This is a genomic window from Epilithonimonas sp. (genome assembly GCF_056329745.1).
Window position 1 is genome coordinate 367286 of record NZ_JBWEYV010000001.1, and the last position, 24846, is coordinate 392131.

Consider the following 24846-nt stretch of genomic DNA (forward strand, 5'->3'; position numbering starts at 1 on the left):
TCAGTTTCTGTTTTTTAATAATATCCAGCCACTTTTCTTAACTCTTATAGGATTGCCTCCCTCTGTCCATTCCACAAGATACCAATATGACGCAGTTGGAAGATCTCTTCCGTTTAACTTACCATCCCACCGAAACTGATTGCCGCTATTGCCTTTGAAAATCAGCACACCATTTCGGTCATAGACTTCAAACTTAGGATCCTGTTTTCCCATCAAATCTGTATAATCGATATAATCATTGTATCCGTCTCCATTGGGTGTGATTAGATTAGCCAAATTAATAATAGAAAAATCCCCCATTACAAATCCACATTTATCCTGCACCTTAACGGTATGTGTACCTACGGCTACATTTTCAAAAACATTGTTTGTTGAGATTGTTTTACCATCCAGTAAAAATGTATAGGGCGCAAGGCCTCCCGAAGCAAAAACGGTAACTTTTCTGTCTTCTATCAGAATATTATCAATGACAAGTTTTGCAGACTCAGAAACCTTGACATGCTGCCGATAAACACAATGGTTAAAGCCCAAATCTACCCAATAACCCCCTGCCGGAAAATTCTTAATGCTTTGCGCACTTTCCCCGTTACTCCAATGGTAAGAAGAAAAACCAGCGCCTGCATCCAGATCGGTAAAAGTTCCTCTGCAAATTAATGTATCTTTTAGCACTGTTGATTCTTTTGGCTGTTTGAATTCAAAACTAATGGTTGCAACATTATCACAAGCTCCCGATTGATGAAAACGAACATAATATGTTTGCAGCGCATGTTGAGCATCCAGAGTTATTGTAGGATTATTACCCAAAAACTGATTAGAGTCTTTCGATTTTGCGCCGGTTATCGTTTTGTAAAAACCAAGACTGCCATCGTATCCTGCAGGTATCAGTTGATTAATGAAATCCGGACTTGATATAACAACCTCTTTTTTGCCCTTAAGTTCATCATCACACACTTCAAAAGCTTTTGCGCTGACAGAAGTATCAAATTGACTCAGTATATTTTTGTTAAAAGTTATTGGTGTAAGAATAGGATCACATTGTCCTGGTTTTACCCATAAATAAATTGTTTTTGCATTACCACTGAATTCCAGTTTGGTAATAGGAGATTCTGTAGGGTTATTGATATTAACTGGAGAAGTCTCAAAGTATCTGATATCATAATTATAATCTGGAGAAAGATTTTCGATTATGCGAGAGGTATAATAATTAAGATACACTTCCGCATGACCATCAAAATCATCATCACAAACATTATTAAATACGGTATTTCTTACGTCCGGTAATATCTGCTGCTCAATGGTTATGTGTCCTTTTAATTTGCATCCGCTATTCAGATCTATTTCCACCTCATAGTAACCGGGATCTCGATAATCCACAGTATATTTTGGATAATTACCACTCAGGATCTGATGTCCATCCTTATACCAGACAAAATTATTGGCAGTCCCTTGTGTTGCAGGATCAGGCGTAGCATCTATGGTATAGCTTCCATATGTACAAAGTGCAGTATTATTGGCCATAGTATGATCCGCACCAAGATTTTTGTTCCCCACAAAACTTCCAGCTTTTAAGAAAACAGCAGAATCATAAAGAGAATTTTCTACATCCGCAACTACAATTTTTATATGATACGTTACACCAATCTCAATATCAGCTGTGGCGGTCATTACTTTCGTTTGTCCGTAGAAATTGGTTGGGCTTATTTGTGGTGTATTGAGTCCAACAAATCCACCGAAATACGTTGGATCTCCACAAGTATTATTGATATTGGATACCGTTACAGGTTTGTTGGTTCCTGGTATTTTTGCAAAATTGACATAACCGTCGCTAGTTCCGGATTTTTTAATAAAAAATGCCAACCCATCTGAATATTTACAATAATTTGCGCCATATTCTTCAGATAAAAGCATATACTCAAAACTGATTTTATCACTGCTTAAAGATTTAAAATCAAATTCTAATGACGTTGCATCGACAGTTGGTTTGTGAATCTCATTATACAAATCATTATCTCCACTCCAGCCTCCGAAACTCTGGACACTACCTTTTGGGCCTACTGCGGCGGCGGCCTTACCTGTTGAAAGTATTATACCTTGATCTATCGCAAAACTGCTGCTGCTTTTATCAAAATAACCATAACTGTAATTGGAGTTCTGATCCCACCCGGTTATTCTCTCATCACTCACACTTATACAACCCACGCCGGCACCCAAAAATTTTGCAACTAATTGAGATGCCGAATTATTAGACGTATCCACAGAAATATATTGCGCCATCAAGCTACTAGCGGATAACAAAGTAAGGGTAAATAACAAAAACTTTGAGAAAAAACAGAATAGATTATTTGCTTTCATTTAACATAATATGGGCTACGAAATTATTCAATAATTATGACATAAAAAATCCCACTGCAAAACAGTGGGATGATTATAAGATTGAAGTCAGGATTAAGAAAGAGCAACTCTTACAAAACCTGTAACTTTAAGATCCGGGTTAACAGATTTTACATAATCTGCAACGCTTTGGCTTCCGTCTTTGATAAATGACTGGTGTACCAAAGTATTCTCTTTGTAGAACTTCTGCATTTTACCTTTCAAGATGTTATCGATAATGTTAGCTGGTTTTCCTTCTTTAGTAAGGATTTCTCTTTCGATTTCCAACTCTTTGTCGATTGTTTCCTGAGAAACCTGAGTCTCATCAAGCGCAATTGGGTTCATTGCAGCTACCTGCATAGATACAGATTTAGCAACTTCTTCTGCTCCGTCTACGTTTGCAGAAAGTGCTGTGATAGCAGCAATCTTGTTACCAGCGTGGATGTAAGCCCCTAAGAATGCACCTTGGATACTTTCAAAAGCACCAATCTCGATTTTTTCTCCAATGATACCAGTTTGTTCGATCAATTTTTCAGCAACAGTCATCCCGTTGAAATCTGAAGCTAAGAATTCTTCTTTGTTAGAATATTCGATAGCCTGTTCTGCCAATTCGTAAGCCAACTCAACAAATGCTTCGTTTTTAGCAACAAAGTCAGTTTCACAGTTAAGGGAGATTACCGCACCCAAAGTGTTATCTTCGTTCACTCTTGCGATCACAGCACCTTCTGTAGATTCTCTGTCCGCTCTGTTAGCAGCTACTTTCTGACCTTTTTTTCTAAGGATTTCGATAGCTTTTTCAAAATCTCCTTCAGCTTCTGCTAAGGCTTTTTTGCAGTCCATCATTCCTGCACCTGTTGTGTTTCTTAGTTTTGCTACGTCTGCAGCTACTGGTGTATAAGACATAATATTGATTGTTTTTTATTTAATTCTAGTTTTCTCCTGCATATTTTCAGCGTGCAAATATAGTGATTTTTATAAAATTAACAGTAACACCTTATAATCTTGACGAAAATTTAAGATGTCTGTAAAATTGCATCCAACAGTAAAAAGCCGACATTTTTTGAGTTTAAAACATCCATCACAATAAGAATTGCCTTACTTTTACGTTTATAATAGATAAGCCTATCCATATCATAATGAAGAAGATAATTTTACTTTCGTTTTTCCTTTTCTCGGTCAGCCTGTTTTCGCAAATCAGTGTTTTTGAAGCTAAAAGAACCACTGACCGTGCTGTTGTGGAAAAATTTATCCGCGATAACCCCAACCACCCCGCGGTTCCCGAACTAAAACAGCGTGCCCTCTCACTGCGCTATGCCGGCAACCCTCAGGTAGCCAAGCCAAGCATCACACCAATGACGGAAAATAAAATCGAAAAGACATCAAAAGTAGGAACTGTGGCTACAAAAGGGCAACCCTCGGAACAAGCCAAAAATACGGCTGCAATTCTTACCAGCCTTTTTAACAACAACCCCAACAAGAATGAAGCAGTCATTCAGTTTGTAAACAAATCCAGCTGTAACCTTCTTATCAAAATTGGTGGTAAAAAATTCTACAATCTTACCGTTCCTCCCAACAGTCAAAATTTTATCTTGGTAGACAAGGGCAATTACAATGTTTCGACATCTATTTGCGATGCTGTATATAATCAAAACAAATCTTTTACAAAAGATGTGATCATCACGTTAAGCGGTGGCAAATAAAATCAGACTAAAAACAATTGAGAACTCTATCCCTTATATTATTGCTGTCCTGTATTTTGGTATTTTCTCAAAAGCAGGCGATGATTGGCATCTCGCAGCTTAAAGATGCGCAGGATATTTTGGGTGATGATTATGGCAACATTTACATTTACAGCAAAAAAGATCTCAGCCTTACCAAATACGATTCTGTAGGAAACCAGATCGGTAGAACGATGATGACCTTCCCTTACAAAATACAGAGCGTGAACAATCCTCTCAACATTGTCATGTTTTCTGAAAATGCTCAGGAAATCAAATTTTTGGATCAAAATCTGAACGAAATCCAGAAAATAAATCTGAGTCAGGATTTTGGGTTTGTAAAAGGAGTTTATGCAGAAGATCTTCAATTTGCATGGCTCTTGGACGACAGCAGCAAAACACTTGTCCAGTATAACTTCCGTACCAATGCAGTGATTAATTCATTTCCATTTAGCATCAACACGTCTTCTCTTAAAGATTTTCTGGTTTATAATAATAAGATCTATATCCTAAAAGAAAAAAGTCTAGAAGTGTACAATACATCAGCAAACTTGCTCTACTCTGCCAATCTTGAGAATGCCGCAAAACTAAGGAGAAACAATGATCTTATAATGGTTTTCACTGCTAATACCATCAGTCAGTTGGATGGTAAAACCGTCATAACAATCTTCCAAAATCCCGACGCAAAAATTGTGGATAAAAACAGTTCAGGATTTTTGGCACTCATTGGGGACAAACTATATCTTTACAACCTAAAATAATTGATCACCGGTCATTGATAAATGATTGCAATTCCGTGTTATCAATTATCATTTATCATCTATCAATAATATAAAAATGCATATCGCTGTTACAGGAAATATCGGTGCCGGAAAAACCACGTTAACCACAATGTTATCCAAGCATTACGACTGGGAAGCCCAGTTTGAAGATGTTGATCACAACCCTTATCTGGACGATTTTTACGGTGATATGTCCAAATGGAGTTTTGCCCTCCAGATCTATTTCTTGGGAAGCCGTTTCCGACAGGTAAAAGAGATCCGCGAGAGTGGCAAAAACGTCATCCAAGATAGAACAATCTACGAAGATGCCCACATTTTTGCAGAAAACCTAGCCGAGATGAATCTGCTTTCCGAACGTGATTTTAACAATTATTTATCAGTTTTCAGGCTGATGAAAGACTTTGTTTCGGCACCGGATTTGCTCATCTACCTAAGAGCGGACGTCCCGACACTTGTGAGGCAAATCTCCAAAAGAGGCCGGGAATATGAGGCTGGAATCAGTATAGATTATCTGTCAAAACTCAACAACAAATACCAAAACTGGATAGAAAATTACAAAGAAGGCAAGCTCCTCATCATAGATGTTGACAACCTTGATTTTGTAGAGAAACCAGAAGATTTCGGTTATATTTTAGAAAGGATTGATGCAGAACTGAACGGGTTGTTTTAAGTAATCGGGCGGATAATTTTTACAATACCGTAGATTTTTATTAACGCCAGACTAAAACAAGCTTCATCATGATCAAAGTAATCCATAATAACAGTTGTCCCAATTCCAAAGCTATTTTGGAGTATTTGGACGAAAACGATATCAAATTTCAAATTATTGATATCGCCAAAAATCCGCTAAGCCTTTTTGAATTGCGAACTTTGTTCAAAAAACTGAACAAAAAGCCAAGCAAGGTCTTGAGAAAGTCATCGGAATTATTCAAAAAATATTTCTCTGAAGAAGAACAAGTAAGCGAAGAGAAAGCACTGGAAGTAATTGCCCTGAACCCCGAAGTTATCAATTGCCCTATCCTGATCAAAGGAAAAATCGCAATGCAGGGAAACCCACTGGAGAATGTGAAATTCTTTATTGATAATTAAGTTGTTACTCAGTCTCAAAAAAAGTAATATATATCCAATGTTTTTTTCTGATTCAGTTGCATATGTAAAAAATAATCCTTTATTTTGCACTCTCAAATATTCATTAGTCAAAAGAACATCGAGATATGTCAAGAATTTGCCAAATAACAGGTAAGCGTGCAATGGTAGGAAACAACGTTTCTCACGCTAACAACAAAACGAAAAGACGTTTTGAAATTAACTTACTAGAGAAGAAGTTTTATCTTCCTGAGCAAGAAAAACATGTTACTTTAAAAGTATCTGCTCACGGATTGAGAGTAATCAACAAGATTGGTATCGAGGAAGCACTTGAAAGAGCTGCTAGAAATGGATTTATTAAAAACACTACTAAGTAATGGCTAAAAAAGGTAACAGAGTTCAGGTAATTCTAGAGTGCACAGAGCACAAAGAAAGTGGCGCAGCAGGAATGTCAAGATACATTACTACAAAAAATAAAAAGAACACTACAGAAAGATTGGAACTTAAAAAATTCAATCCGGTTCTTAAGAAATATACTGTTCACAAAGAAATTAAGTAATTTATAAAAATATTTTACAATGGCAAAAAAAGTAGTAGCAACGCTTCAGGGTGGTGCTGGTTCAAAAAAAATGACAAAAGTAATCAAAATGGTAAAATCCAATAAATCTGGAGCTTACGTTTTTGAAGAAAAAGTATTGAACGCTGACGAAGTTGAAGGTTATTTGAAAAAATAATCCCCCAACCTATAACAATATAAAAACTACTCTTACAAAGGGTAGTTTTTTTGTTATATTTGTTTTTGACAATAGTCAGTATCCGAAATTTTAAAATTTTTAACGGATTTTCATTCATCAATTATCATTAATCATTTACAAAAAATGAGTTGGTTCAAAAAAATATTCAAAAAAGAAGATAAAGAAACCTTAGACAAAGGCCTGGAAAAATCCAGCCAGGGGTTTTTCGACAAAATATCCCGTGCGGTAGTTGGCAAAAACACCGTAGATGACGAGGTTCTTGATGATCTGGAAGAAATCCTTATCGCCTCTGATGTGGGCGCAGAGACTACCATCAAAATTATCAAAAGAATTGAGGATCGTGTTGCTAAAGACAAATATGTGAATGTGGCGGAACTGGATAATATATTGCGGGAAGAGATTTCTGCATTGCTTCTGGAGAATCCCCATATTGACACAGATAATATTGACACCAGCAAAAAACCGTATGTCATCATGGTAGTGGGTGTGAATGGTGTGGGTAAAACCACAACTATTGGTAAGTTGGCGCATCAATTCAAATCACAAGGCCTAAAAGTAGTTTTAGGTGCGGCGGATACTTTCCGTGCTGCGGCGGTGGATCAGCTTGTCATCTGGAGTGAGAGAGTGGGAGTTCCTATTGTTAAACAAGGCATGGGCTCAGACCCAGCTTCGGTTGCGTTTGATACAGTACAGTCTGCTGTGGCGCAGGACGCCGATGTTGTGATTATCGATACGGCAGGGCGACTCCACAACAAAGTCAACCTTATGAATGAGCTTTCCAAAATCAAAAGGGTGATGCAGAAAGTCATTCCCGATGCACCACACGAAGTTTTGTTGGTATTGGATGGTTCTACCGGGCAAAATGCTTTTGAACAGGCCAAGCAGTTTACAGCAGCTACAGAGGTGACTGCACTTGCCGTTACAAAGTTGGATGGAACGGCGAAAGGCGGCGTGGTAATTGGGATTTCCGACCAATTCCAGATTCCTGTAAAATATATTGGTGTTGGTGAAAAAATCCAGGATTTGCAAATTTTTAATGGTATGGAATTTGTAAACTCTTTCTTCAAAAAGAGATAAACAAATCAAATTTTAACAATTAAAAATTTAAACTATGGGTATTTTAACTTGGATTATTTTCGGTCTTATTGCCGGAGCAATCGCAAAAGCTATCCACCCGGGAAATGACCCTGGCGGATGGATTGTAACAATCATTATTGGTATTCTGGGCTCTATGTTAGGTGGATGGCTTGGATCGATGATCTTTGGCGTTGACGTAACAGGATTTAACTTTTCCAGCTTTTTGGTAGCCATCGGAGGATCTGTCCTTCTACTATTTTTATACAGATTGGTCACCAAAAAATAACTGAAATTTAGAAATTTTACTTTATAAAAAGCCCTGATTTAATATTAAATCAGGGATTAATTTTGTTATTTCATCAATGAATTTCTAATTGGCAGGCCAAACGTTATTTTTCACATTAATATCTGGGATAGTAGATGATGGATCAAGTTTTACTTGAGTAACTTCTTTTGTAGAATCCAACTGGAAAGTCCACTCTGTATTACGCTTCCATATTTCTACAGGCAACTTAACCGTTTGGGTTGTATTATCCTTAAAAGTAACCAAAACGGTTGTAGGCATTGGTAACTGTCCAATATTTTCAATGGTAACCTGTGCACCGTTTTTATAATCATTATTTACCGGTTTCACCGCTTTAACGGCTTGGTCAATTTTCCACTTATTCATAAACCAGCCCCTCCAGAACCAATTAAGCTCTTCTCCGGATACATTTTCTATAGTGTGGAAAAAATCCCACGGTGTTGGGTGCTTGAAAGCCCAACGGTCAACATAAGTTTTGAATGCCTTATCAAATTTTTCCGGCCCCAAGATGGTCTGCCTTAATATATCAAGACCCATCCCTGGTTTGAAATAAGCTAAAACGCCAATACTTCTTTCCTTCATGTTATCCGGACCAACCATCACCGATTCAAAATTATCATTAAGGACAAACTGCCCCATTTTCCCGATATCTTGCTTACGATAATATTCACCTTTGTTAAAAGCCTCGGTGGACAGTCCATTAATAAATGTATTAAAACCTTCATCCATCCAGGCAAATAATCTTTCATTAGACCCAACAATCATTGGAAACCAGGTATGGCCAAACTCATGGTCTGTAACCCCCCAAAGAGCCTCGCCTTTGGATTTCATATGACAGAAAACAATTCCCGGATACTCCATCCCACCCTCGTTACCGGCAACATTGGTTGCAGCTGGGTAAGGATATTCAAACCATTTTTGGGAGTAATGTTCGATAGCTGCTTTTGTATATTCTGTAGATCTTCCCCATGCTTTATCTCCGGCACTTTCTACAGGATATGCGGAGATGGCCAATGATTTTTTACCACTTGGCAAATTAATTCTGGCCGCATCAATGATAAAAGCAGCCGATGACGCCCATGCAAAATCCCGTGCTTTTTCGATTTTGAATTTCCAAGTTTTTGTGCCCGAAGCTGTATTTTTTCCAATCTCCGATTCAGGATGAATCATGACGGCTTTTTCGCTGCTTCTTGCAGAATTCCAACGGTTAATTTCCTCTTTGGAATAGACATCTCTTTCGTTCAACAACTCCCCCGAAGCCACAACATAATGATTGGCAGGAACGGTAATATTGGCGGATAAAGTGCCATATTCCAAATAAAATTCTGAAGCACCAAGATAAGGCAAAGTGTTCCAGCCCATCACATCATCATAGACACACATCCTTGGGTACCATTGCGCGATTGTGAAGATTTTACCGTTTTTAGTATCTTCTACACCCATCCTGTCAGAACCATATTTTGGAGACATGAAAGAATACTCAATTTTAATTTTGGCGACACCTCCATTAGCTTTCAATTCTTTTGGCAAATCAATCTGCATTCGGGTATCTGTTATGGTGTACTTGACATCTTTACCGTCATATTTAACAGATTTAATTTTATATCCACCATCAAAAGTTTCGCCATGCGCGCCATTTCTACTACCAGACAAAGGCACTACAGCATTACCGCGCGAATCTTTTTCAAAAAGGTTTTGATCCAATTGAAGCCAGAGAAAGCCCAACTGATCTGGGCTGTTATTGGTATAAGTAATGTCTGCCGAGCCTGTGATTTCGTTTTTTGTATCATCAAGGCTTACATTAAGCTGATAATCTGCCGAGTTTTGCCAGTATCTATGCCCAGGCTGCCCACTAGCGGATCTTGTTTCGGTACCGGTTTGCGGATAGAAAAACGGCTTAAAGGCTTCTGTGTAGTCGTACTTTGGAGCTGCAGGTTTTGGTACTTCCTGAGCGTAAATAAAGCCTGTGAAAGCTAAAGCAGCCAAGACGGAAATCTTAGTAGGAAATTTAATTTTCATTGATGGTAGAATTTTATGTTAAATAAAATTAGTGAAAAAAAACTGCAACTTGTTACATAAGTATGCGTTTTTATAAATAAAAACCTACAAAACAAATCTGTAGGTTATATCAATATATTTAGAAATTAAAATCTTAATTCGATTTTTTAGCCTTAATCATTGCCTCAAGCTGATCCCAAAGCTCCGTCGGAATCTGATCGAGCATATTAAATTCGCCGGCGCCCTGCAGCCACTCTCCGCCGTCAATCGTTACCACTTCCCCATTCATATAAGCAGAATAGTCGGAAACCAGATAAGCGGCAAGGTTTGCCAATTCCTGATGTTCTCCTACCCTTCTGAGTGGTACTTTTTTCTTCATGTCAAATTTCTCTTGGAGATCTCCCGGCAACAATCTGTCCCAAGCACCTTTCGTTGGGAACGGACCCGGCGCAATCGCATTGAAACGGATGCCGTATTTTGCCCATTCTACAGCCAGACTTCTGGTCATGGCCAAAACACCTGCTTTGGCACAGGCTGATGGAACAACGTAAGCCGAACCTGTCCAGGCGTAAGTGGTCACAATATTAAGAACCGTCCCCGGAATTTTATGATCGATCCAATATTTTCCAACAGACAATGTGCAGTTCTTGGTCCCTTTCAGAACAATATCCAGCACAGAGTCAAATGCGGAATGCGTTAATCTTTCTGTTGGCGATATAAAATTGCCGGCAGCATTGTTCAAAAGAATATCAATCTTACCAAATTCTTTGATGGCAGCATCTTTCATAGCTTCCACTTCGTCCCAGTTTCTAACGTCGCAGGCCACGCAAAGCACTTTTCCGCCGGTTGCATCTTCCAACTCTTTTGCAGTTCCCTGCAGTTTTTCCAAATTCCTGGAAGTGATGACAACTTTTGCACCCAATTCCAGAAAATATTTAGTCATAGCCTTGCCCAGACCGCTTCCGCCACCGGTAACAATAGCCACTTTATCTTTGAGAGCACCTTCGCGCAACATGGGTTGTGTATATAAATTCATGTTTGATGATTTTGGTAAATTTAATCAAATTTAGAAATGAGCTGCTTATTAAATATCAAAGAAAAAATGGATCGAATAATAATACTTCAATTATTTATTACAAAATCTCTTCTGTTTATTCAACGACATATTCCAAACGTTCTCCAAAACGCTCCTCGGCAAAGTTTCCGTTGTCATAAACAAGGTGCCCGTTTATAAAAGTATGGGACACTTTGGATCTAAATCGGCTGCCTTCCAATGGACTCCAGCCACATTTGTAGAGAATATTATCCTTTTCAACAGTCCACTCTTGATTCAAATCTACCAAAACCAAATCTGCTTTATAACCTTCGCGCACAAAACCTCTTTTTTCTATTCTGAACAAAATCGCCGGGTTGTGGCACATTTTCTCTACCAGTTTTTCCAGAGATATTTTTTGGTGGTGATAATTCTCAAGCATCAGTGGCAATGAATGTTGCACCAACGGCCCACCGGACGGGCATTTGGTATAGACATTCTGTTTTTCTTCCCAAGTATGTGGCGCATGATCTGTGGCAATAACGTCAATCCTGTCATCCAATAGCGCTTCCCAAAGGCCATCTTTATCTTTTTGCGTTTTTACGGCAGGATTCCATTTGATTAAACTGCCTTTGGAATCATAATCTTCATTGGTGAAGGTCAAATGATGCACACACACTTCGGCTGTAATTTTTTTATCTTTTAAAGAGATATCATTACGGAAAAGTTCAGTTTCTTTAGCCGTCGAAAGGTGAAAAACATGTAACCTTGCCCCCGTTTTTTTCGCCAATTCCACTGCTTTGCTCGATGATTTGTAGCAGGCTTCCTCACTGCGGATCAGATAATGGAATTTCACCGGGATGTCATCGCCATATTTTCCTTTGTATAGAGCTGTATTCGCACGGATGGTATCTTCATCCTCACAATGCACAGCAATCAGCATTTTGGTTTTACTGAAAATATTTTCCAAAGTTTCGGGATTATCTACCAACATATTACCTGTGGAAGAACCAAGAAAAAGCTTAATTCCCGGCACATTCTGAGGATTGGTTTTCAGTAATTCTTCGAGATTGTCATTGGTTCCGCCCATCATAAAACCATAATTGGCATAAGATTTTTGAGCGGCAATATCATATTTGTCCTGTAATAATTCTTGTGTAACGGCATTAGGAACGGTGTTGGGCTGGTCTATAAAACTTGTTACGCCACCGGCAATCGCTGCCCGGGATTCCGATGCTATATCGCCTTTCCAAGTAAGACCGGGTTCGCGGAAATGCACCTGATCATCAATAACACCCGGCAGGAGATATTTTCCCGAGGCATCAATTATTCTATCGATCCCAACTTCAGTTATGTTTTCAGCAATTTTGGCAATCAGATCATTTTCAATCAAAAGATCGCTGAGAATTATTTTTCCTTCGTTGACGATGTGGGCATTTTTTACAAGAACTTTCATTATTTACGGGATTTTAGATTATCACATTGACCTAACAAATTTAGACTATTATTAATGATTCATCAACTTTTACGGTTATCAATCCAATTAAAAAACAAAACAGTTCTCCCAAATCAGCCATGATAATTCTGGTATTAAAACAGAATAAATGTTAGCTGAATACACTAAATTAGCCATTATAATAATCATGACATTATGCTGCCGATCCAACTTACGATAGAAGGTTTATATTCTTACCAAACCAGACAGACCATCCCATTTTCTGAACTGACAGAAGCCGGCCTTTTTGGGATATTTGGTGCCGTAGGATCGGGGAAATCTTCTATTTTGGAAGCCATAGGTTTTGCCCTTTATGGCGAGACGGAGCGGATGAACAGCAAGGACAGCCGCGCCTATAATATGATGAACCTGCGCAGCAATAGGTCTTATATTGAATTTGATTTCCTGAATTTTGAAAACAGAAAATTCCGGGCGAGCCGGGAATTTAAAAGAAATTCAAAACGTTTTGACGATGTCAAACTTTCCAATTCGGTTTTTTATGAAGAGAAGGACGGCCAATGGATTCCGATGGAACATACCAATGCTGCGGAAATTTTGGGACTAAGCTATGACAATTTCAAAAGAACCATCATCATTCCGCAAGGTCAGTTTAAGGAATTTCTGGAACTGGGAGCTACAGACCGCACCAAAATGATGAAAGAAATTTTTGGACTCCAGAAATATGACCTACAGGATAGAGTGTCTTCCCAAATATCCGATGCCAAGTATCAACTGGCGGAACTGGAAGGAAAATTAGGGAATTTTGAAGAAGTTTCTGAAGAAATAATTCACCAAAAACTGGAAGAGCTGAATATTTCCAAAACTAATTATGAAAAAGAGAAATTGACTCATGACCAACTGGAAATTAGTTTTCAAAAACTGAAAAATCTGAAAAGTGATGCCGATCAACTGAAGTTGAAAGAAGCCGAGTTTCAGGTTAAAATTGCTGAGAATGACAAGTTTTCTCATCTGGAAAAGGAAATGGAAACCTTTGAAAATGCGGAACGACACTTCAAATCTTTGTTGACAGAGAAAGTGCGCCTAACCAGTGAAATTACTCAAAACCAAAAAGCTGAAATTTCTGCAAAAACCGAATTTCATTTGCTTTCTCAAACTCTGGATCAGATCAAAAAAAACAGGTCTGAACTGGAGAAAGACATCAGCCAACTTGAAAACAATAAGCAAAAAGCTATTGAACTGGCCAATATTGCTAAAATCCTGGACTTAGATCATCAGGAAAAAAAACTTGGCAAAAGAATCTATGAAGGGGAAGAAGTTGTTAAGCAATCTAAGAATAAAGAAAACGAAATTCAGATTGATATTAACTCGGAATCAAAAAATATCGCTGATTTAAAGTTAAAAAAAACCGATACCAAAATCCTGATGGATGTGGAAAACTGGTTTCTGGTGAGGAAAAACCTGCAAACAGAATTATCTAATGTCCAACAGAGTTTGATTTCAAAATATCAAGAAATTGCAAAACAACAAAATCTGTTAAATGAATTCCCGGAGAATTGGAAAGAAGAATTTGCCGCACAAACCCTTTCCCTGAACGATCAAAAAAGAAAGCTTGCACAACAAAAAAGCCATCTGGAACTTTCACAAAAACTTTCAGAATTTGCTCAAAACATCGAAGAAGGACAGCCTTGTCCACTTTGTGGATCTACAGATCATCCTCAAGTCTTAGCTTTGGAAAATGTTTCGGAACCGATGAAAAAGTTGGAGATTGATATTCTCGAAATTGAGAAATTAATCGAAAAAATAAGAATTGATGAAAATAGTATCGAGAAAATTCTGGAGTTGAAGTTGCTTTTGGAAAAGCAAAATAAAGAACTGGAACATCACCAATCTGAAGCTGCAAAAAAACTGGAATCTCATCTTGAACAGTTTATCTGGAACGCCTTTGATAAGGATAATGAAAGCCAATTTACTGCGCAAAAAACAGAAGCACTGGAAACAGAACGAAAAATCAATATTGCTGAAAAAGAACTGGATGAGAAACGAAAAACATTAGAAAAACAACAGAAAGAAACAAAGCGTTTTGAGGATGCCATTCTTGATTTAAAAAATAAAAGAATCAGCCTAGAAACAACAATTTCGGATTTGAAAAATGGTTTGAAATGCCTTGATTTCAAAGATTTTGAAAACGCAAACCATGAGGACATTTTGATGGAATCCGAAAACTTATCTTCTAAAAACAGTTCTGTTGAAACCCGTTACCAACAACTGCAGAAAGACCTTCTGGAAACTACGCCAAAAGTGGCATCCAAAGAAACTTTGCTTGCGCAAATTGCAAAACAAATCGATGAACTCAGGCAATCGGAAAAAGAAAATACAGAGAAACTGGAAGCTGAGTTGCAAAAATCTTCGTTTGAAAACCTTGAAGAAATCGAAAATATTCTGAAAAAGAATTTTGATATTCAGAATACCAGAAAGGCAATTCAGGCGTTTAAAATCAGCTTTAACACGCTTAAAGAAATCATCAAATCTTTAAAAGAAAAATTACAGGAATCCCACTTTGATGAAACAGATTTTGTGACGAGAGAGAATAGATTTTTAGCTTCCCAAGAGCATATTTTGCAGTTACAAAAGCAGTTGGTCATCTTTGAAAAACAGGTTACAGATCTGCAAAAAAACTTTGAAATCAAAAAAGAGTTGCTTACCGCGCAAAACCAATTACAACAGAGAAAAGCCAACCTGGATACACTTTTTAGCCTCTTTAAAGGTGCAGGATTTGTAGAATATGTTTCTTCCATTTACCTGAAACAACTTTGTGACAATGCCAATATCCGTTTTCATAGGATGACCAGGAACCAACTGAGCCTGCAGGTAAATAATAAATACGAGTTTGAAATCATCGATTATCTGAATGAAGGCAAAACCCGTAGTGTAAAGACTTTATCGGGCGGGCAGAGTTTTCAGGTGTCCCTAAGTTTGGCGCTGGCTTTGGCAGAGAGTGTGCAGGCTCAGTCCAAGTCTGACAAGAATTTTTTCTTTATTGATGAAGGATTTGGGACTCAGGATCCGGAGTCTGTGAATCTGGTATTTGAAACCTTAAGCAATCTGCAGAAAGAGAACCGGATTGTAGGCATTATTTCGCACGTTGAAGAGCTTAAAGAAAAAATCCCGATCTCGTTAAACGTAACAAAAGATGAAGAAACAGGAAGTAAAATTGATCTGATTCTTAACTAAGTTTTGAACCCACTTTTCTGTTTTTGGCCAACATCGGAATCGAAATTAATCCCATCACCAGCATAATAACAATCTGCAATGGCAGCGTGATAAAGGAGTAAGCAAGCCCCAACTCGCCACCTTCTATAGCGTCTTTTCCCATAGAGATGAAAAGAGCCGTAAAGCCAAATTTCATAGCGAGATTAAATGCGCCAATGCCACCACTCGCCGGGATAATCATACCAAGAGTTCCCACCACCAAAATAAAACAGCCGTCTGCCAGCGTAAAATCCGAAGTTTCCGGCAAAGAAAAACACACCAAATAGGACGCTAAGAAATAGCAAACCCAGATGCCTGCTGTGAGTATAATGAATTTTATTTTTTGACGAAGCCTGAATACAGACATCAAACCGGCAATGATACCCTCTATAAAATCAATGATTTTTGAGATGAAGCCAAACTTCCTGAATCGTTCCTTGAACCTGAAAAATGTCAAAAGGCCTAATATTCCTCCTGCTAAAATCCCTATAATAAAAATCGGGTTGAATGTTACACCAGAACGTTCGTAGAAGCTGTATATCGCATCAAATTTGAAAATAAGCGTCAAGCCGAGGAAGATCAACATACAAACCAAGTCAATCACCCTTTCCAAAATAATTGTCCCAAAAGATTTATCTACAGGTACTTTTTCTACACCATAGAGTGCCGTGGAACGCGCTACTTCGCCACTCCTTGGAATCGTGAGATTCATTAAATAACCAAAAGAAATAGACCACAACGAGTTGCTATTGGAAACTTTGTAGCCCATCGGTTCCAGCAGAAGATTCCATCTTATGGCGCGGAAAATATAGGCGGAAATACCAAAAACAGCCGCCGCCGCTACCCAAAGGTAATTGGCTTTCTGGAGAGAACTTTTAATTTTCTCAAAATCCAAACCCTTGAGCGCAAGCCAAAGGAAAACGCCAGCAATCAGCAGAGAAACCACAATGGTAAGGACATTTTTGAGTACAGAATTTTTCTTCTCCTCCAAGATAATTTGATTTAAAAATTAGGTAAGAAGATTGGTTTGTTCATCCGGGAACACAATCTTAGGTTGAAAATCCTTAGCCTCTTCTGGAGTCATCTGTGCATAGGCGATGATGATGACTGTATCATTTTTTTGCACCTTTCTGGCAGCAGGCCCGTTTAGGCATATTTCACCGGATTTTCTCTTGCCTTTGATCACATAAGTGTCAAAACGCTCACCGTTGTTAACATTTACAATATAGACCCTTTCTCCTACGATAAGCCCTGCAGCCTCGATAAGATCTTCATCAATAGTAATGCTGCCAATATAATTGAGATCCGATGCAGTTACACGGACTCTGTGGATTTTCGATTTAAAAACTTCGATTAACATAAGTGCAAATTTACATTAATTAAATAAGAGTTTAAAAAATTAGATGATAAAAACTACATTGATCAGGTAGGGATAAAAAACATCAAATTTTATGAATTTATGAATAATGCCTACAAAAATTCGAATTGGCGCAATTGTTGATTAACATTGGATAAACAGAATATTTTAAGTTTGTAAAACGCTTATTTTCGTTAAATTTGGTTTTAAGGAAAATTCATCAGAATAAAAAAAAATATATTGTTTTTATTATTTTTTTATAAATTATTTGCACGATATTAAAATAGTCTTATATTTGCTATAACAACATAACTTTAATTATAAAATATTATGAACAAGTCTGAATTAATCGATGCTATCGCAAAAGATGCAGAAATTACAAAAGCTGCTGCAAAAAAAGCTTTGGAATCTTTCGTTTCAAATGTAATGGAAACCCTTAAGAAAAAAGATGGTAAAGTATCCCTAGTAGGATTCGGTACTTTCTCAGTTTCTGAAAGAGCTGCAAGACAAGGTATTAACCCTGCAACAAAAAAACCAATCAAAATTGCTGCTAAAAAAGTTGCAAAATTTAAAGCTGGTGCTGATTTAGCAACTGCTGTTGCAGGCGCTAAGAAAAAATAATGTTTGAAACACTTTCAAATAAAAAACCCGCAAATTGCGGGTTTTTTTATATCCTTTAGTCATTATCGTCATCCAGAAGATGTCCGAAAAAATCCTTTTTTGTTTTAAGATATCCTTGGCTGGCTTCGTTGGCCTTGATCTGCAAAGGTATCCTTGAATTGAAAGTAATATCACTGTTTTTAATAATATTAATTTTCTCAGGATTATTAGTCATCAGATTAAGAGATTTTACACCAAGATCTTTTAGCATCTCTATCGCAACACCAAAATCACGATCATCTGCGGGTAAACCTAATTCTAAATTAGCCTGTACCGTATCCAAACCCCTTTCCTGAAGGGCATAAGCCTTTAGTTTATTGATAATGCCAATATTCCGGCCTTCCTGCCTTAGGTAAATTATAATACCCCCATTATCCTGCATGTATTTCATTGCGGAATCGAGTTGCTGACCACATTCACATTTCTGCGAATGAAAAACCTCACCGGTAATACATTCTGAATGAATTCTAACATTAACTGGTTGGCTATAATCTGTACCTTTGGCTATAAGTGCCATATGCGGCATCCAGTTTTTATCATCTTCGGAGAAGGCAACCATCCTAAACTCCCCAAAATCTGTGGGAACATTAGCTTCTGCTTGTACTTTTAACATTGAAATATAAAAGAAATTAGTTGGAGGACATGGTAGTTGTCTGGACACTTTTTGTTTGAGACGACTCCAAAAGATTGACATTTGTTTTAATCTTTACCATATACCTGTTAAGCACCTCATCATCTTCACTTGGTATAAATTTACGAAGCTTCTGAATTTTTTTGTAAGATTTCTCAAACTCTTCCATCGACCTTTTTTTATCGACTTCGTTTAGCTGCCTTACAGAATTCAAATAATCGGACAATGCTTCCTTCAAAAATCCAATTTCCCGATTGACATCATCGTTTCTGAATTTTGGAAATGTGGAAATAAGATTGGAGATAGATGAAGCATACACAATATCTTCTGGGGAAAGGTATGCATAAGAATCTGACAACAGATCAGAATGCAAATCGTCAGATGCTGCAGAACTAGCTGAACACGAACTTAAAAAACCTATCAATATTATCGCTAAAAGTTTTAAGAAACTTTTCATCACTTCCGTATTTTTTGATACAGGATTGGATTCAGGGATTCATCATTATACATCTTCATCTGCTTGTAAAGCTTCATCTTAACTTTGCCATTTTCTATATCTGCTAATAACTGCTCTATAGATGTGGACAAATCTGACTTTTGATCAAGCAGGACATTTAATTTTTGAGAACATTTTATTTTATGATCTTCTGTGGCATCGACTCTTGATGCTTCAATCGTCATGTGATAAATTTTCAACGAAAGAATAGAGAACCTATCTATAGCCCAAGCAGGCGTTTCTGTATTGATTCTCGAATCATCATTTGAAGTAATACCTTCAAACTTTTTATAGAACCAAAAATCGATCTGCTCTACTAAATCTGTCCGGTTTTGATTAAGATTGTCTATTCTTCTTTTGATTTTCAAAGCCTCTACAGGATTTATATCCTCTTCGCGAATAATATCCTCTAAGTGCCACTGAACCGTATCAATCCAGTTCTTGGAATACAAAATCCATTCCAGACTATCAGCCGGGAATGGATTATTCTCTTGTGAATCGACACTATCTTTTACATGATAATCTTCAACAGATCTGTTAAAGACTGTCCACGCATTTTCTGCAAAACTCATCAATAAAACTTATCTAAGAAGGATTATTGGTTGTGGATGAGTTGCTGTCTTTCTTATCCTCATCTTTTACAGCATCTTTGAATTCTTTGATTCCTGAACCTAAGCCTTTCATCAATTCTGGAATTTTTTTACCTCCAAATAACAAAAGTAGAATAAGTGCAACAATCACAATATGCTGCCAAGATAAACTCAATATAACTGTTGATATTAACATTTCAATTTTTTTGCAAAGTTAAATTATTTTTTAATATGAAACCCAACCCAAAGGATCAACCGGATTTGTTCCATTCCATACTTGAAAGTCGAGTGTTGTAGTACCGTCAAAATCACTACCTACTTCTCCAATTGGCGTGCCTGCAGATACCTGTTGATTCGCTCTCACCGCTGTATTTGCAAGGTTAGAATAGACTGTGAAATAATTACCATGTTTCACAACTACAGTCCTGCTGCCATTAATTGCCTGAATACTGGAAACAACGCCTGGAAAAACACACCTTGCTTTAGTTCCTGCTGCAACAGCAATCTTAATCCCTATATTCTCTTCTACAATATTTTTAAAGACCGGATGTGGCTGTCGACCGAAGCGGTGCGTTACCGTACCACGTTCTACGGGGAAGGACATTCTGCCTCTGTTTTCAGCGAAATTATTACCTACAACAGAACCAACACCATAACTTTTCATCACTTTTTTCTCGGCTTCGTCTTTAGCATCCTCATTCCTTTTATTAATGGCATCTTCATTGGCTTTAGCTGCTGCTAACCTGTCAGCCTTTTGTTTGGCAGACGCCTCCGCATCTTTGGTAGCCTTTTCTGCAGCAGCTCTTCGCTCCGCAGCTTTGTTAGATTCAGCAACCCTTCTCTCATCCTCTGCTCTTTTAGCTGCAATCTCGTTAGCTTTTTTAAGTTCAGCTTCGGCTCTTTTCCTTTCTGCTTCCGCTTCTGCTAATCGTTTTCTGTTTTCGGCATCAATTCTTTCCTTCTCTCTTTTGGCAGCAATTTCTGCTAATCTTTTTCTTTCTGCTTCTGCCTTTCTCTCGGCCTCCTCTTTAGCTTTTGCCAATCGTATTTCTTCTGCAATAATATTACGGATTTGTCTCTCCAATTCTTTGGATTGTGCCTGCTTTTGTTTTAACTCCGCGGTTAGTTGAACTTCGTTTTTCTTAAATTCATCCAAAAGCTCTTGTTTCTGCTGTTTCTCTGCCTGAATAGTAACCAAATCCTTTTTCTGAGTAAGCAAAAGATTATCTTTCTCGGTAACAGATCTTTTTTTAAGTTCTATATTTCTTTTAATTTCTGCGGCTTTATTAGAAATTTCCGCAGCTTTCTTATCCTGATATTCAGAATAACGTTTAAGATACTCCATCCTACTGAGTGCCTCTCCCAGATTTTTTGATGACAAGATAAAAGTTACTTTATTCTGTACGCCTTTTGTTTTATACGCTTTAACAAGAATTTCAGCGTAATTTTTTCTAAGAACAGCAAGCTCCCTGTTATTTTTATTGATTTCGAGCTGTCTTTTATAGATATCATCTTCTATAAACCGTTTTTCCTTCTGAGTATTGGTATAGACTTTCTCACGCAGATTAATCTTTTGGTTAACAGCATTAAGGTATGCAATTGATAATCTGGATTCTTTTTTGGTTTGATTTAACGAAGCATTTATCGATGATATCTGTTTCTTAAGATCGGAATTCTGTTTTTGCAACTGTTCTTTATCCTTCTGCCCAAAAACGCTTCCGAATAATAGAATACTCACGAAAAAACTTAATTTCTTAATCATTTAATTTCTGTCTTAGTATAATTGGCAGGAACGGCATAAGCAGTTTCCATTCGGGAAAAATCAAATTTCGTATTTTCAATTAATATTTCGCTGGTTTTGCTGGCTTTTATAATTATTTTAACATTTTTCGGAAAGCTCTCATTGTTGAGCATTTCTCTGTTAGAATAAGTGATATCCAGCTGGTCACTATTCTGTGGATTGGTTAGTAGTACATGATTCAGATTAAGGTCTTTGTCATAATCCAATGCAACATTGTAAGAAACCGTTTTTCCATTTTCTGTAATTTTTTGAGCTTCTTTAGAAACCAAGTTAAAGCCATTGGCGTTCATCGTTAATTTAAACTTATCATCCGAAACCGGCAAAAAAGTTTTTCCAGTCAGGAGATTCTGCATGGCATTGTAATCAATAAAATTAACATTTAGCAGCTTGTTAAGATAAGAAAAATCAGAATCTATATAAGTTTTATCTAGCCTGTTATAAGCTTTGATCCCTTGCGGCGTGGCAACTCCTCTGGCTGCCTGAAGAATTACCGCTGTAAGATTCATCCAAATCTTTTGCCCATTCTCTATATAAATTACGGCATCCAAAGTGGGAATAAAGGAGCCTGTTTTTGCGTCAATTTTGCTATTAATTTTAACCGCGTCAAAAGTTGGTTTTTTAGCAATGGATGAAAAAAATTCGGCATTATTCTCAATCGGTTTTGTAGTGCTTGTAGGTACTTCGGTTTGTTTTTTTTGTACTGCACAAGAAGATACAGCCAATGCTGCTATAATAATCAGGATACTGAATTTCATAAATTTTTTTTAATTAAAACTTGCAATATTAACGCCAAAATCGGCAAAAGTGTTACAGAACATACCGTCTTTAAACAACAAACTTTGCCAGATAACCGGCAAAGTTTATTTGATAGAGTTCTATATCTTAATCTTTGGATACAAAATCCAAAACGGAATAATCTCCCAAAGAAATCTCACGGGCAACACCAAAATATTTGGCTGAGTTACCAATCATCGAGTAGCTGAGATTACCATTATCGATAATAGTATTTTCTTGAATTAATGAGTTATTAATATTGGAATTAATAACAACCGTATTGTTACCAAGGGAAACATTAGGGCCAATCTTAGAATTGGAGATCTTAACATTTTCTCCAATAAAACACGGCGGAACAATCATACAATTCACAATTTCTGCAGATTCTGGATATTTAGCCATCGCCTCTTTTTCATACTCAAGGATTTTGCTATTGGTTTCTACAGTAGCAGTTTTGTTACCACAATCCATCCAGTCATCTACTTTTCCTAGGGAAAATTTGGCTCCCTTTGCTCTTAGATTTTCTAGAGCTGTAGTCAACTGATATTCGCCACCATGCATAATATTATTGTCCATAATATAATCAATCTCAGCCATCAGTTTTTCCGCAGAATTGAAGTAGTAAATCCCGATAATAGCAAGATCTGAAACGAATTCTTTTGGTTTCTCTACAAAATCTGTGATAAAACCGTAATCATCTAATTTCACTACGCCAAAAGCCGATGGATCTTCTACTTTCTTTACCCAGATTACACCGTCAGCATTGGTATCTAGATGAAAATCTGCGCGAAACAAGGTATCTGCAAATGCAATAATTACTGGCCCACTCATACTTTCTTTTGCACAGTTGATAGCGTGCGCCGTACCCAGCGGCTCTGTCTGGCTGTAGATGCTTCCTTTTGCACCAAGGTTTTCTGCTACTTTAATAAGAGAAGCTTCTACCTCAGGACCAAAGTCACCAATGATAAACGCAATCTCTTCAATAGGTTCATTGGCTACTTTTGCAATATCTTCTACTAACCTCTGTACGATAGGTTTTCCTGCGATTGGGATTAGCGGTTTTGGCACAGTTAAGGTATGTGGTCTCAACCTGGATCCGCGACCCGCCATTGGAACGATTATTTTCATAAATTTCTTTAGTTATATACTGATTATCAGTTTTATAAATTACTATTTCATTTTAATTTTATTCAGGATTTTCTGCGGAACTAACCTTTCTTTCTTGAATAAAATGGTTGCCAAAATTAGAAATATAACATTGCCCAACCAAATGTTTTCTTTTAAATATTGATAATACGCCAAGGATACGATCATCGTAATAAGAATCACAATACTGTTTTTATAAATATTATAAGCCACCGGATATCTATAATGACCCCAAATGTAAGAGATGACCATCATTGTAAAATAACTGGCAATCGTTGCCCAGGTAGATGCCCAATAACCATATCTTGGGATAAAATAAAAATTGATTAATATGGTAATCAACACCCCTATCGCCGAAATATATGCACCAACAATTGTCCTGTCTGTCAACTTATACCAGATTGAAAGATTAAGATAAATCCCTAAAAACAAACTTGCAAAAAATAATATTGGAAGAATACTTATTCCTTCGTAATATTCGGGATTATTGATATAAACTTTGGCTATCCAATCCAGATTAACAGACAAAAACAAAACAATCAGGCAATTGACTGCGATAAAAATATCCATCAGCCTGACATACATCTGCTTGGCATTTTCGTTTTTTGAATTGCTAAAAAAGAAAGGTTCTATGCCTAACGAATAAGCCTGCCTGAAAAGAATGACAAACGTTACCACTTTTGCCACACCACCATAAACACCCAACTCGTGACGGCCTATTTCTTCGGGAAGAAGAAATTTCAGAAACTGACGGTCAAAAGTTTCATTGATAATTCCAGCTAATCCTGCAATGGTAATTGGCCAGGAATATTTGATCATTTTTTTCCAAAGTTCCCAGCAGAAATATTTAAGCCTGGCGATAAAAAGCTCTTTGGAAAGCATCAGGAATGTCATTGCACTGGCAACCAGATTGGCTACAAAAACATATCCAATCCCAAACTTAGCACTGTACTTTAGTCCAAAAAGACCATTAGGATATTTTGGAAGGATAATAATAAAAAATACAACCAGCAGAAAATTGACTATGCCATTTGCTATCCTGATTCCGGCATATTTCAGAGGTCTTTCGTTTTTTCTGAGCATTACAAAAGGCATTGCACAAAAAGCGTCTAAAGCCAAAGTAACCGTTAAAATGGCTAACAAATCTACCTGATCTGGCGTTTTGAAAGCCTCTGCAAGCGGTTGCCTGTACAGCAAAGTAAAAACGAGATAAACCAATGTTACCGCAAACACACTGAAAAACGAGGTCGAGATCAGTTTCCTGTCATCTTTTTCGTCTAGGGCAAAACGGAAAAATGTAGTTTCCATACCGTGTGTTAGAAGCACCGCAATAACACCTGCAACTGAATAAAAATCGGCAAAAGGCGAATAGGCAGTTGGCCCAAAAGTTCTCGTAATAATGGGATTGATAACAAAAGGGAACAATCTGATAATCACCGTTGTTAATCCATAAAGAGCGGTTTGTCCGAGAAGTTTTTTCATCCAGATGGCTGTTCTAAAATTTTTGCAAAGATATTCTTTTAATTATATCTCAAAACCTTGTTTAAAATCAAAAAACCTCAT

Annotated in this window: 26 protein-coding genes; 11 read left to right on the forward strand and 15 right to left on the reverse strand. The window is 37.3% G+C overall.

What is annotated here, in order from left to right:
• Both AC00Y6_RS01560 and tsf read right to left on the reverse strand, forming a co-directional pair.
• On the reverse strand, nucleotides 1–2274 hold the full coding sequence (locus AC00Y6_RS01560; RefSeq protein WP_474488859.1) for a choice-of-anchor L domain-containing protein: 2274 nt from the start codon (nucleotides 2272–2274) through the stop codon (nucleotides 1–3).
• Nucleotides 2275–2445: 171 nt separating this feature from the next.
• Complete coding sequence (gene tsf / locus AC00Y6_RS01565) at nucleotides 2446–3273, reverse strand: translation elongation factor Ts (RefSeq protein WP_474488860.1); 828 nt, start codon at nucleotides 3271–3273, stop codon at nucleotides 2446–2448.
• 233 nt (nucleotides 3274–3506) lie between these two features.
• Here tsf and AC00Y6_RS01570 point away from each other — a divergent pair, with 233 nt between their 5' ends.
• The 9 genes from AC00Y6_RS01570 (at nucleotide 3507) to AC00Y6_RS01610 (ending at nucleotide 8074) form a co-directional block, all read left to right on the forward strand.
• Nucleotides 3507–4070, forward strand: a complete 564-nt coding sequence (locus AC00Y6_RS01570) for a DUF6759 domain-containing protein (protein WP_474488861.1) — start codon at nucleotides 3507–3509, stop codon at nucleotides 4068–4070.
• A 17-nt stretch (nucleotides 4071–4087) separates the two neighbouring features.
• A complete protein-coding gene (locus AC00Y6_RS01575; RefSeq protein ID WP_474488862.1) occupies nucleotides 4088–4849 on the forward strand; it encodes a hypothetical protein in 762 nt (253 codons plus the stop codon).
• Between the two features lie 76 nt (nucleotides 4850–4925).
• Nucleotides 4926–5540 carry a deoxynucleoside kinase gene (locus AC00Y6_RS01580; protein ID WP_076783380.1) on the forward strand — a complete coding sequence of 205 codons (615 nt, stop codon included), beginning with the start codon at nucleotides 4926–4928 and terminating at the stop codon, nucleotides 5538–5540.
• Nucleotides 5541–5608: 68 nt separating this feature from the next.
• Nucleotides 5609–5959 (forward strand): arsenate reductase family protein, encoded by a 351-nt coding sequence (locus tag AC00Y6_RS01585; protein ID WP_474488863.1) that lies wholly within the window; start codon nucleotides 5609–5611, stop codon nucleotides 5957–5959.
• Nucleotides 5960–6084: 125 nt separating this feature from the next.
• A complete protein-coding gene (rpmB, locus tag AC00Y6_RS01590; protein ID WP_072996642.1) occupies nucleotides 6085–6333 on the forward strand; it encodes a 50S ribosomal protein L28 in 249 nt (82 codons plus the stop codon).
• Entirely contained in the window at nucleotides 6333–6515 is a 183-nt protein-coding gene (rpmG, locus tag AC00Y6_RS01595; protein ID WP_474488864.1) for a 50S ribosomal protein L33, read from the forward strand. Before rpmB ends, rpmG begins: the two co-directional genes overlap by 1 nt.
• A gap of 19 nt (nucleotides 6516–6534) precedes the next feature.
• Nucleotides 6535–6690 (forward strand): DUF4295 family protein, encoded by a 156-nt coding sequence (locus AC00Y6_RS01600; protein ID WP_474488865.1) that lies wholly within the window; start codon nucleotides 6535–6537, stop codon nucleotides 6688–6690.
• A gap of 144 nt (nucleotides 6691–6834) precedes the next feature.
• Nucleotides 6835–7788 (forward strand): signal recognition particle-docking protein FtsY, encoded by a 954-nt coding sequence (ftsY, locus tag AC00Y6_RS01605; protein WP_474488866.1) that lies wholly within the window; start codon nucleotides 6835–6837, stop codon nucleotides 7786–7788.
• Between the two features lie 34 nt (nucleotides 7789–7822).
• On the forward strand, nucleotides 7823–8074 hold the full coding sequence (locus tag AC00Y6_RS01610; RefSeq protein WP_474488867.1) for a GlsB/YeaQ/YmgE family stress response membrane protein: 252 nt from the start codon (nucleotides 7823–7825) through the stop codon (nucleotides 8072–8074).
• A gap of 84 nt (nucleotides 8075–8158) precedes the next feature.
• Here the strand turns inward: AC00Y6_RS01610 and AC00Y6_RS01615 are convergent, their stop codons facing one another.
• The 3 genes from AC00Y6_RS01615 to AC00Y6_RS01625 all read right to left on the reverse strand — a co-directional run bounded on the left by AC00Y6_RS01615 (nucleotide 8159) and on the right by AC00Y6_RS01625 (nucleotide 12579).
• Nucleotides 8159–10111 (reverse strand): M1 family metallopeptidase, encoded by a 1953-nt coding sequence (locus tag AC00Y6_RS01615; RefSeq protein WP_474488868.1) that lies wholly within the window; start codon nucleotides 10109–10111, stop codon nucleotides 8159–8161.
• 133 nt (nucleotides 10112–10244) lie between these two features.
• On the reverse strand, nucleotides 10245–11126 hold the full coding sequence (locus tag AC00Y6_RS01620; RefSeq protein WP_474488869.1) for an SDR family oxidoreductase: 882 nt from the start codon (nucleotides 11124–11126) through the stop codon (nucleotides 10245–10247).
• A 115-nt stretch (nucleotides 11127–11241) separates the two neighbouring features.
• Entirely contained in the window at nucleotides 11242–12579 is a 1338-nt protein-coding gene (locus AC00Y6_RS01625) for a dihydroorotase (protein ID WP_474488870.1), read from the reverse strand.
• A gap of 195 nt (nucleotides 12580–12774) precedes the next feature.
• Here AC00Y6_RS01625 and AC00Y6_RS01630 point away from each other — a divergent pair, with 195 nt between their 5' ends.
• Nucleotides 12775–15810: an AAA family ATPase gene (locus AC00Y6_RS01630; protein WP_474488871.1), complete on the forward strand. Its 3036-nt coding sequence runs from the start codon at nucleotides 12775–12777 to the stop codon at nucleotides 15808–15810.
• On the opposite strand, the gene AC00Y6_RS01635 is transcribed toward AC00Y6_RS01630, so the two are convergent.
• Nucleotides 15803–16822, reverse strand: coding sequence for a lysylphosphatidylglycerol synthase transmembrane domain-containing protein (locus AC00Y6_RS01635; protein ID WP_474488924.1), 1020 nt, complete (start codon nucleotides 16820–16822; stop codon nucleotides 15803–15805). The genes AC00Y6_RS01630 and AC00Y6_RS01635 overlap by 8 nt on opposite strands.
• Before the next feature lie 15 nt (nucleotides 16823–16837).
• Entirely contained in the window at nucleotides 16838–17188 is a 351-nt protein-coding gene (gene panD / locus AC00Y6_RS01640) for an aspartate 1-decarboxylase (protein WP_474488872.1), read from the reverse strand.
• Nucleotides 17189–17515: 327 nt separating this feature from the next.
• Between panD and AC00Y6_RS01645 the strand changes: the two genes are divergently transcribed.
• Nucleotides 17516–17806, forward strand: coding sequence for an HU family DNA-binding protein (locus AC00Y6_RS01645; protein WP_374441056.1), 291 nt, complete (start codon nucleotides 17516–17518; stop codon nucleotides 17804–17806).
• Between the two features lie 55 nt (nucleotides 17807–17861).
• On the opposite strand, the gene ribA is transcribed toward AC00Y6_RS01645, so the two are convergent.
• From ribA to AC00Y6_RS01685, 8 genes are all read right to left on the reverse strand, one after another.
• Nucleotides 17862–18458, reverse strand: coding sequence for a GTP cyclohydrolase II (gene ribA / locus AC00Y6_RS01650; protein WP_474488873.1), 597 nt, complete (start codon nucleotides 18456–18458; stop codon nucleotides 17862–17864).
• 16 nt (nucleotides 18459–18474) lie between these two features.
• Nucleotides 18475–18933: a hypothetical protein gene (locus AC00Y6_RS01655; RefSeq protein WP_474488874.1), complete on the reverse strand. Its 459-nt coding sequence runs from the start codon at nucleotides 18931–18933 to the stop codon at nucleotides 18475–18477.
• Entirely contained in the window at nucleotides 18933–19544 is a 612-nt protein-coding gene (locus AC00Y6_RS01660; protein WP_474488875.1) for a DUF4254 domain-containing protein, read from the reverse strand. The genes AC00Y6_RS01655 and AC00Y6_RS01660 overlap by 1 nt, the downstream gene beginning before the upstream one ends.
• A gap of 13 nt (nucleotides 19545–19557) precedes the next feature.
• Nucleotides 19558–19758, reverse strand: coding sequence for a twin-arginine translocase TatA/TatE family subunit (locus AC00Y6_RS01665; RefSeq protein WP_474488876.1), 201 nt, complete (start codon nucleotides 19756–19758; stop codon nucleotides 19558–19560).
• A 30-nt stretch (nucleotides 19759–19788) separates the two neighbouring features.
• On the reverse strand, nucleotides 19789–21324 hold the full coding sequence (locus AC00Y6_RS01670; RefSeq protein WP_474488877.1) for a murein hydrolase activator EnvC family protein: 1536 nt from the start codon (nucleotides 21322–21324) through the stop codon (nucleotides 19789–19791).
• Nucleotides 21321–22118, reverse strand: coding sequence for a lipoprotein insertase outer membrane protein LolB1 (gene lolB1 / locus AC00Y6_RS01675; RefSeq protein WP_474488878.1), 798 nt, complete (start codon nucleotides 22116–22118; stop codon nucleotides 21321–21323). Before lolB1 ends, AC00Y6_RS01670 begins: the two co-directional genes overlap by 4 nt.
• A 127-nt stretch (nucleotides 22119–22245) precedes the next feature.
• Entirely contained in the window at nucleotides 22246–23265 is a 1020-nt protein-coding gene (locus tag AC00Y6_RS01680) for a sugar phosphate nucleotidyltransferase (RefSeq protein WP_474488879.1), read from the reverse strand.
• Nucleotides 23266–23307: 42 nt separating this feature from the next.
• Nucleotides 23308–24765, reverse strand: a complete 1458-nt coding sequence (locus AC00Y6_RS01685; RefSeq protein ID WP_474488880.1) for a lipopolysaccharide biosynthesis protein — start codon at nucleotides 24763–24765, stop codon at nucleotides 23308–23310.
• Nucleotides 24766–24846: the final 81 nt, after the last annotated feature.

What these genes read in the sequence shown, in the direction of transcription:
- AC00Y6_RS01560 (WP_474488859.1), bottom strand. Translation starts at nt 2,274, where the DNA reads ATGGCGCAATATATTTCTGTGGATACGTCTAATAATTCGGCATCTCAA.
- tsf (WP_474488860.1), bottom strand. Translation starts at nt 3,273, where the DNA reads ATGTCTTATACACCAGTAGCTGCAGACGTAGCAAAACTAAGAAACACA.
- AC00Y6_RS01570 (WP_474488861.1), top strand. Translation starts at nt 3,507, where the DNA reads ATGAAGAAGATAATTTTACTTTCGTTTTTCCTTTTCTCGGTCAGCCTG.
- AC00Y6_RS01580 (WP_076783380.1), top strand. Translation starts at nt 4,926, where the DNA reads ATGCATATCGCTGTTACAGGAAATATCGGTGCCGGAAAAACCACGTTA.
- AC00Y6_RS01585 (WP_474488863.1), top strand. Translation starts at nt 5,609, where the DNA reads ATGATCAAAGTAATCCATAATAACAGTTGTCCCAATTCCAAAGCTATT.
- rpmB (WP_072996642.1), top strand. Translation starts at nt 6,085, where the DNA reads ATGTCAAGAATTTGCCAAATAACAGGTAAGCGTGCAATGGTAGGAAAC.
- rpmG (WP_474488864.1), top strand. Translation starts at nt 6,333, where the DNA reads ATGGCTAAAAAAGGTAACAGAGTTCAGGTAATTCTAGAGTGCACAGAG.
- AC00Y6_RS01600 (WP_474488865.1), top strand. Translation starts at nt 6,535, where the DNA reads ATGGCAAAAAAAGTAGTAGCAACGCTTCAGGGTGGTGCTGGTTCAAAA.
- ftsY (WP_474488866.1), top strand. Translation starts at nt 6,835, where the DNA reads ATGAGTTGGTTCAAAAAAATATTCAAAAAAGAAGATAAAGAAACCTTA.
- AC00Y6_RS01610 (WP_474488867.1), top strand. Translation starts at nt 7,823, where the DNA reads ATGGGTATTTTAACTTGGATTATTTTCGGTCTTATTGCCGGAGCAATC.
- AC00Y6_RS01615 (WP_474488868.1), bottom strand. Translation starts at nt 10,111, where the DNA reads ATGAAAATTAAATTTCCTACTAAGATTTCCGTCTTGGCTGCTTTAGCT.
- AC00Y6_RS01620 (WP_474488869.1), bottom strand. Translation starts at nt 11,126, where the DNA reads ATGAATTTATATACACAACCCATGTTGCGCGAAGGTGCTCTCAAAGAT.
- AC00Y6_RS01625 (WP_474488870.1), bottom strand. Translation starts at nt 12,579, where the DNA reads ATGAAAGTTCTTGTAAAAAATGCCCACATCGTCAACGAAGGAAAAATA.
- AC00Y6_RS01630 (WP_474488871.1), top strand. Translation starts at nt 12,775, where the DNA reads ATGCTGCCGATCCAACTTACGATAGAAGGTTTATATTCTTACCAAACC.
- panD (WP_474488872.1), bottom strand. Translation starts at nt 17,188, where the DNA reads ATGTTAATCGAAGTTTTTAAATCGAAAATCCACAGAGTCCGTGTAACT.
- AC00Y6_RS01645 (WP_374441056.1), top strand. Translation starts at nt 17,516, where the DNA reads ATGAACAAGTCTGAATTAATCGATGCTATCGCAAAAGATGCAGAAATT.
- ribA (WP_474488873.1), bottom strand. Translation starts at nt 18,458, where the DNA reads ATGTTAAAAGTACAAGCAGAAGCTAATGTTCCCACAGATTTTGGGGAG.
- AC00Y6_RS01655 (WP_474488874.1), bottom strand. Translation starts at nt 18,933, where the DNA reads ATGAAAAGTTTCTTAAAACTTTTAGCGATAATATTGATAGGTTTTTTA.
- AC00Y6_RS01660 (WP_474488875.1), bottom strand. Translation starts at nt 19,544, where the DNA reads ATGAGTTTTGCAGAAAATGCGTGGACAGTCTTTAACAGATCTGTTGAA.
- AC00Y6_RS01665 (WP_474488876.1), bottom strand. Translation starts at nt 19,758, where the DNA reads ATGTTAATATCAACAGTTATATTGAGTTTATCTTGGCAGCATATTGTG.
- AC00Y6_RS01670 (WP_474488877.1), bottom strand. Translation starts at nt 21,324, where the DNA reads ATGATTAAGAAATTAAGTTTTTTCGTGAGTATTCTATTATTCGGAAGC.
- lolB1 (WP_474488878.1), bottom strand. Translation starts at nt 22,118, where the DNA reads ATGAAATTCAGTATCCTGATTATTATAGCAGCATTGGCTGTATCTTCT.
- AC00Y6_RS01680 (WP_474488879.1), bottom strand. Translation starts at nt 23,265, where the DNA reads ATGAAAATAATCGTTCCAATGGCGGGTCGCGGATCCAGGTTGAGACCA.
- AC00Y6_RS01685 (WP_474488880.1), bottom strand. Translation starts at nt 24,765, where the DNA reads ATGAAAAAACTTCTCGGACAAACCGCTCTTTATGGATTAACAACGGTG.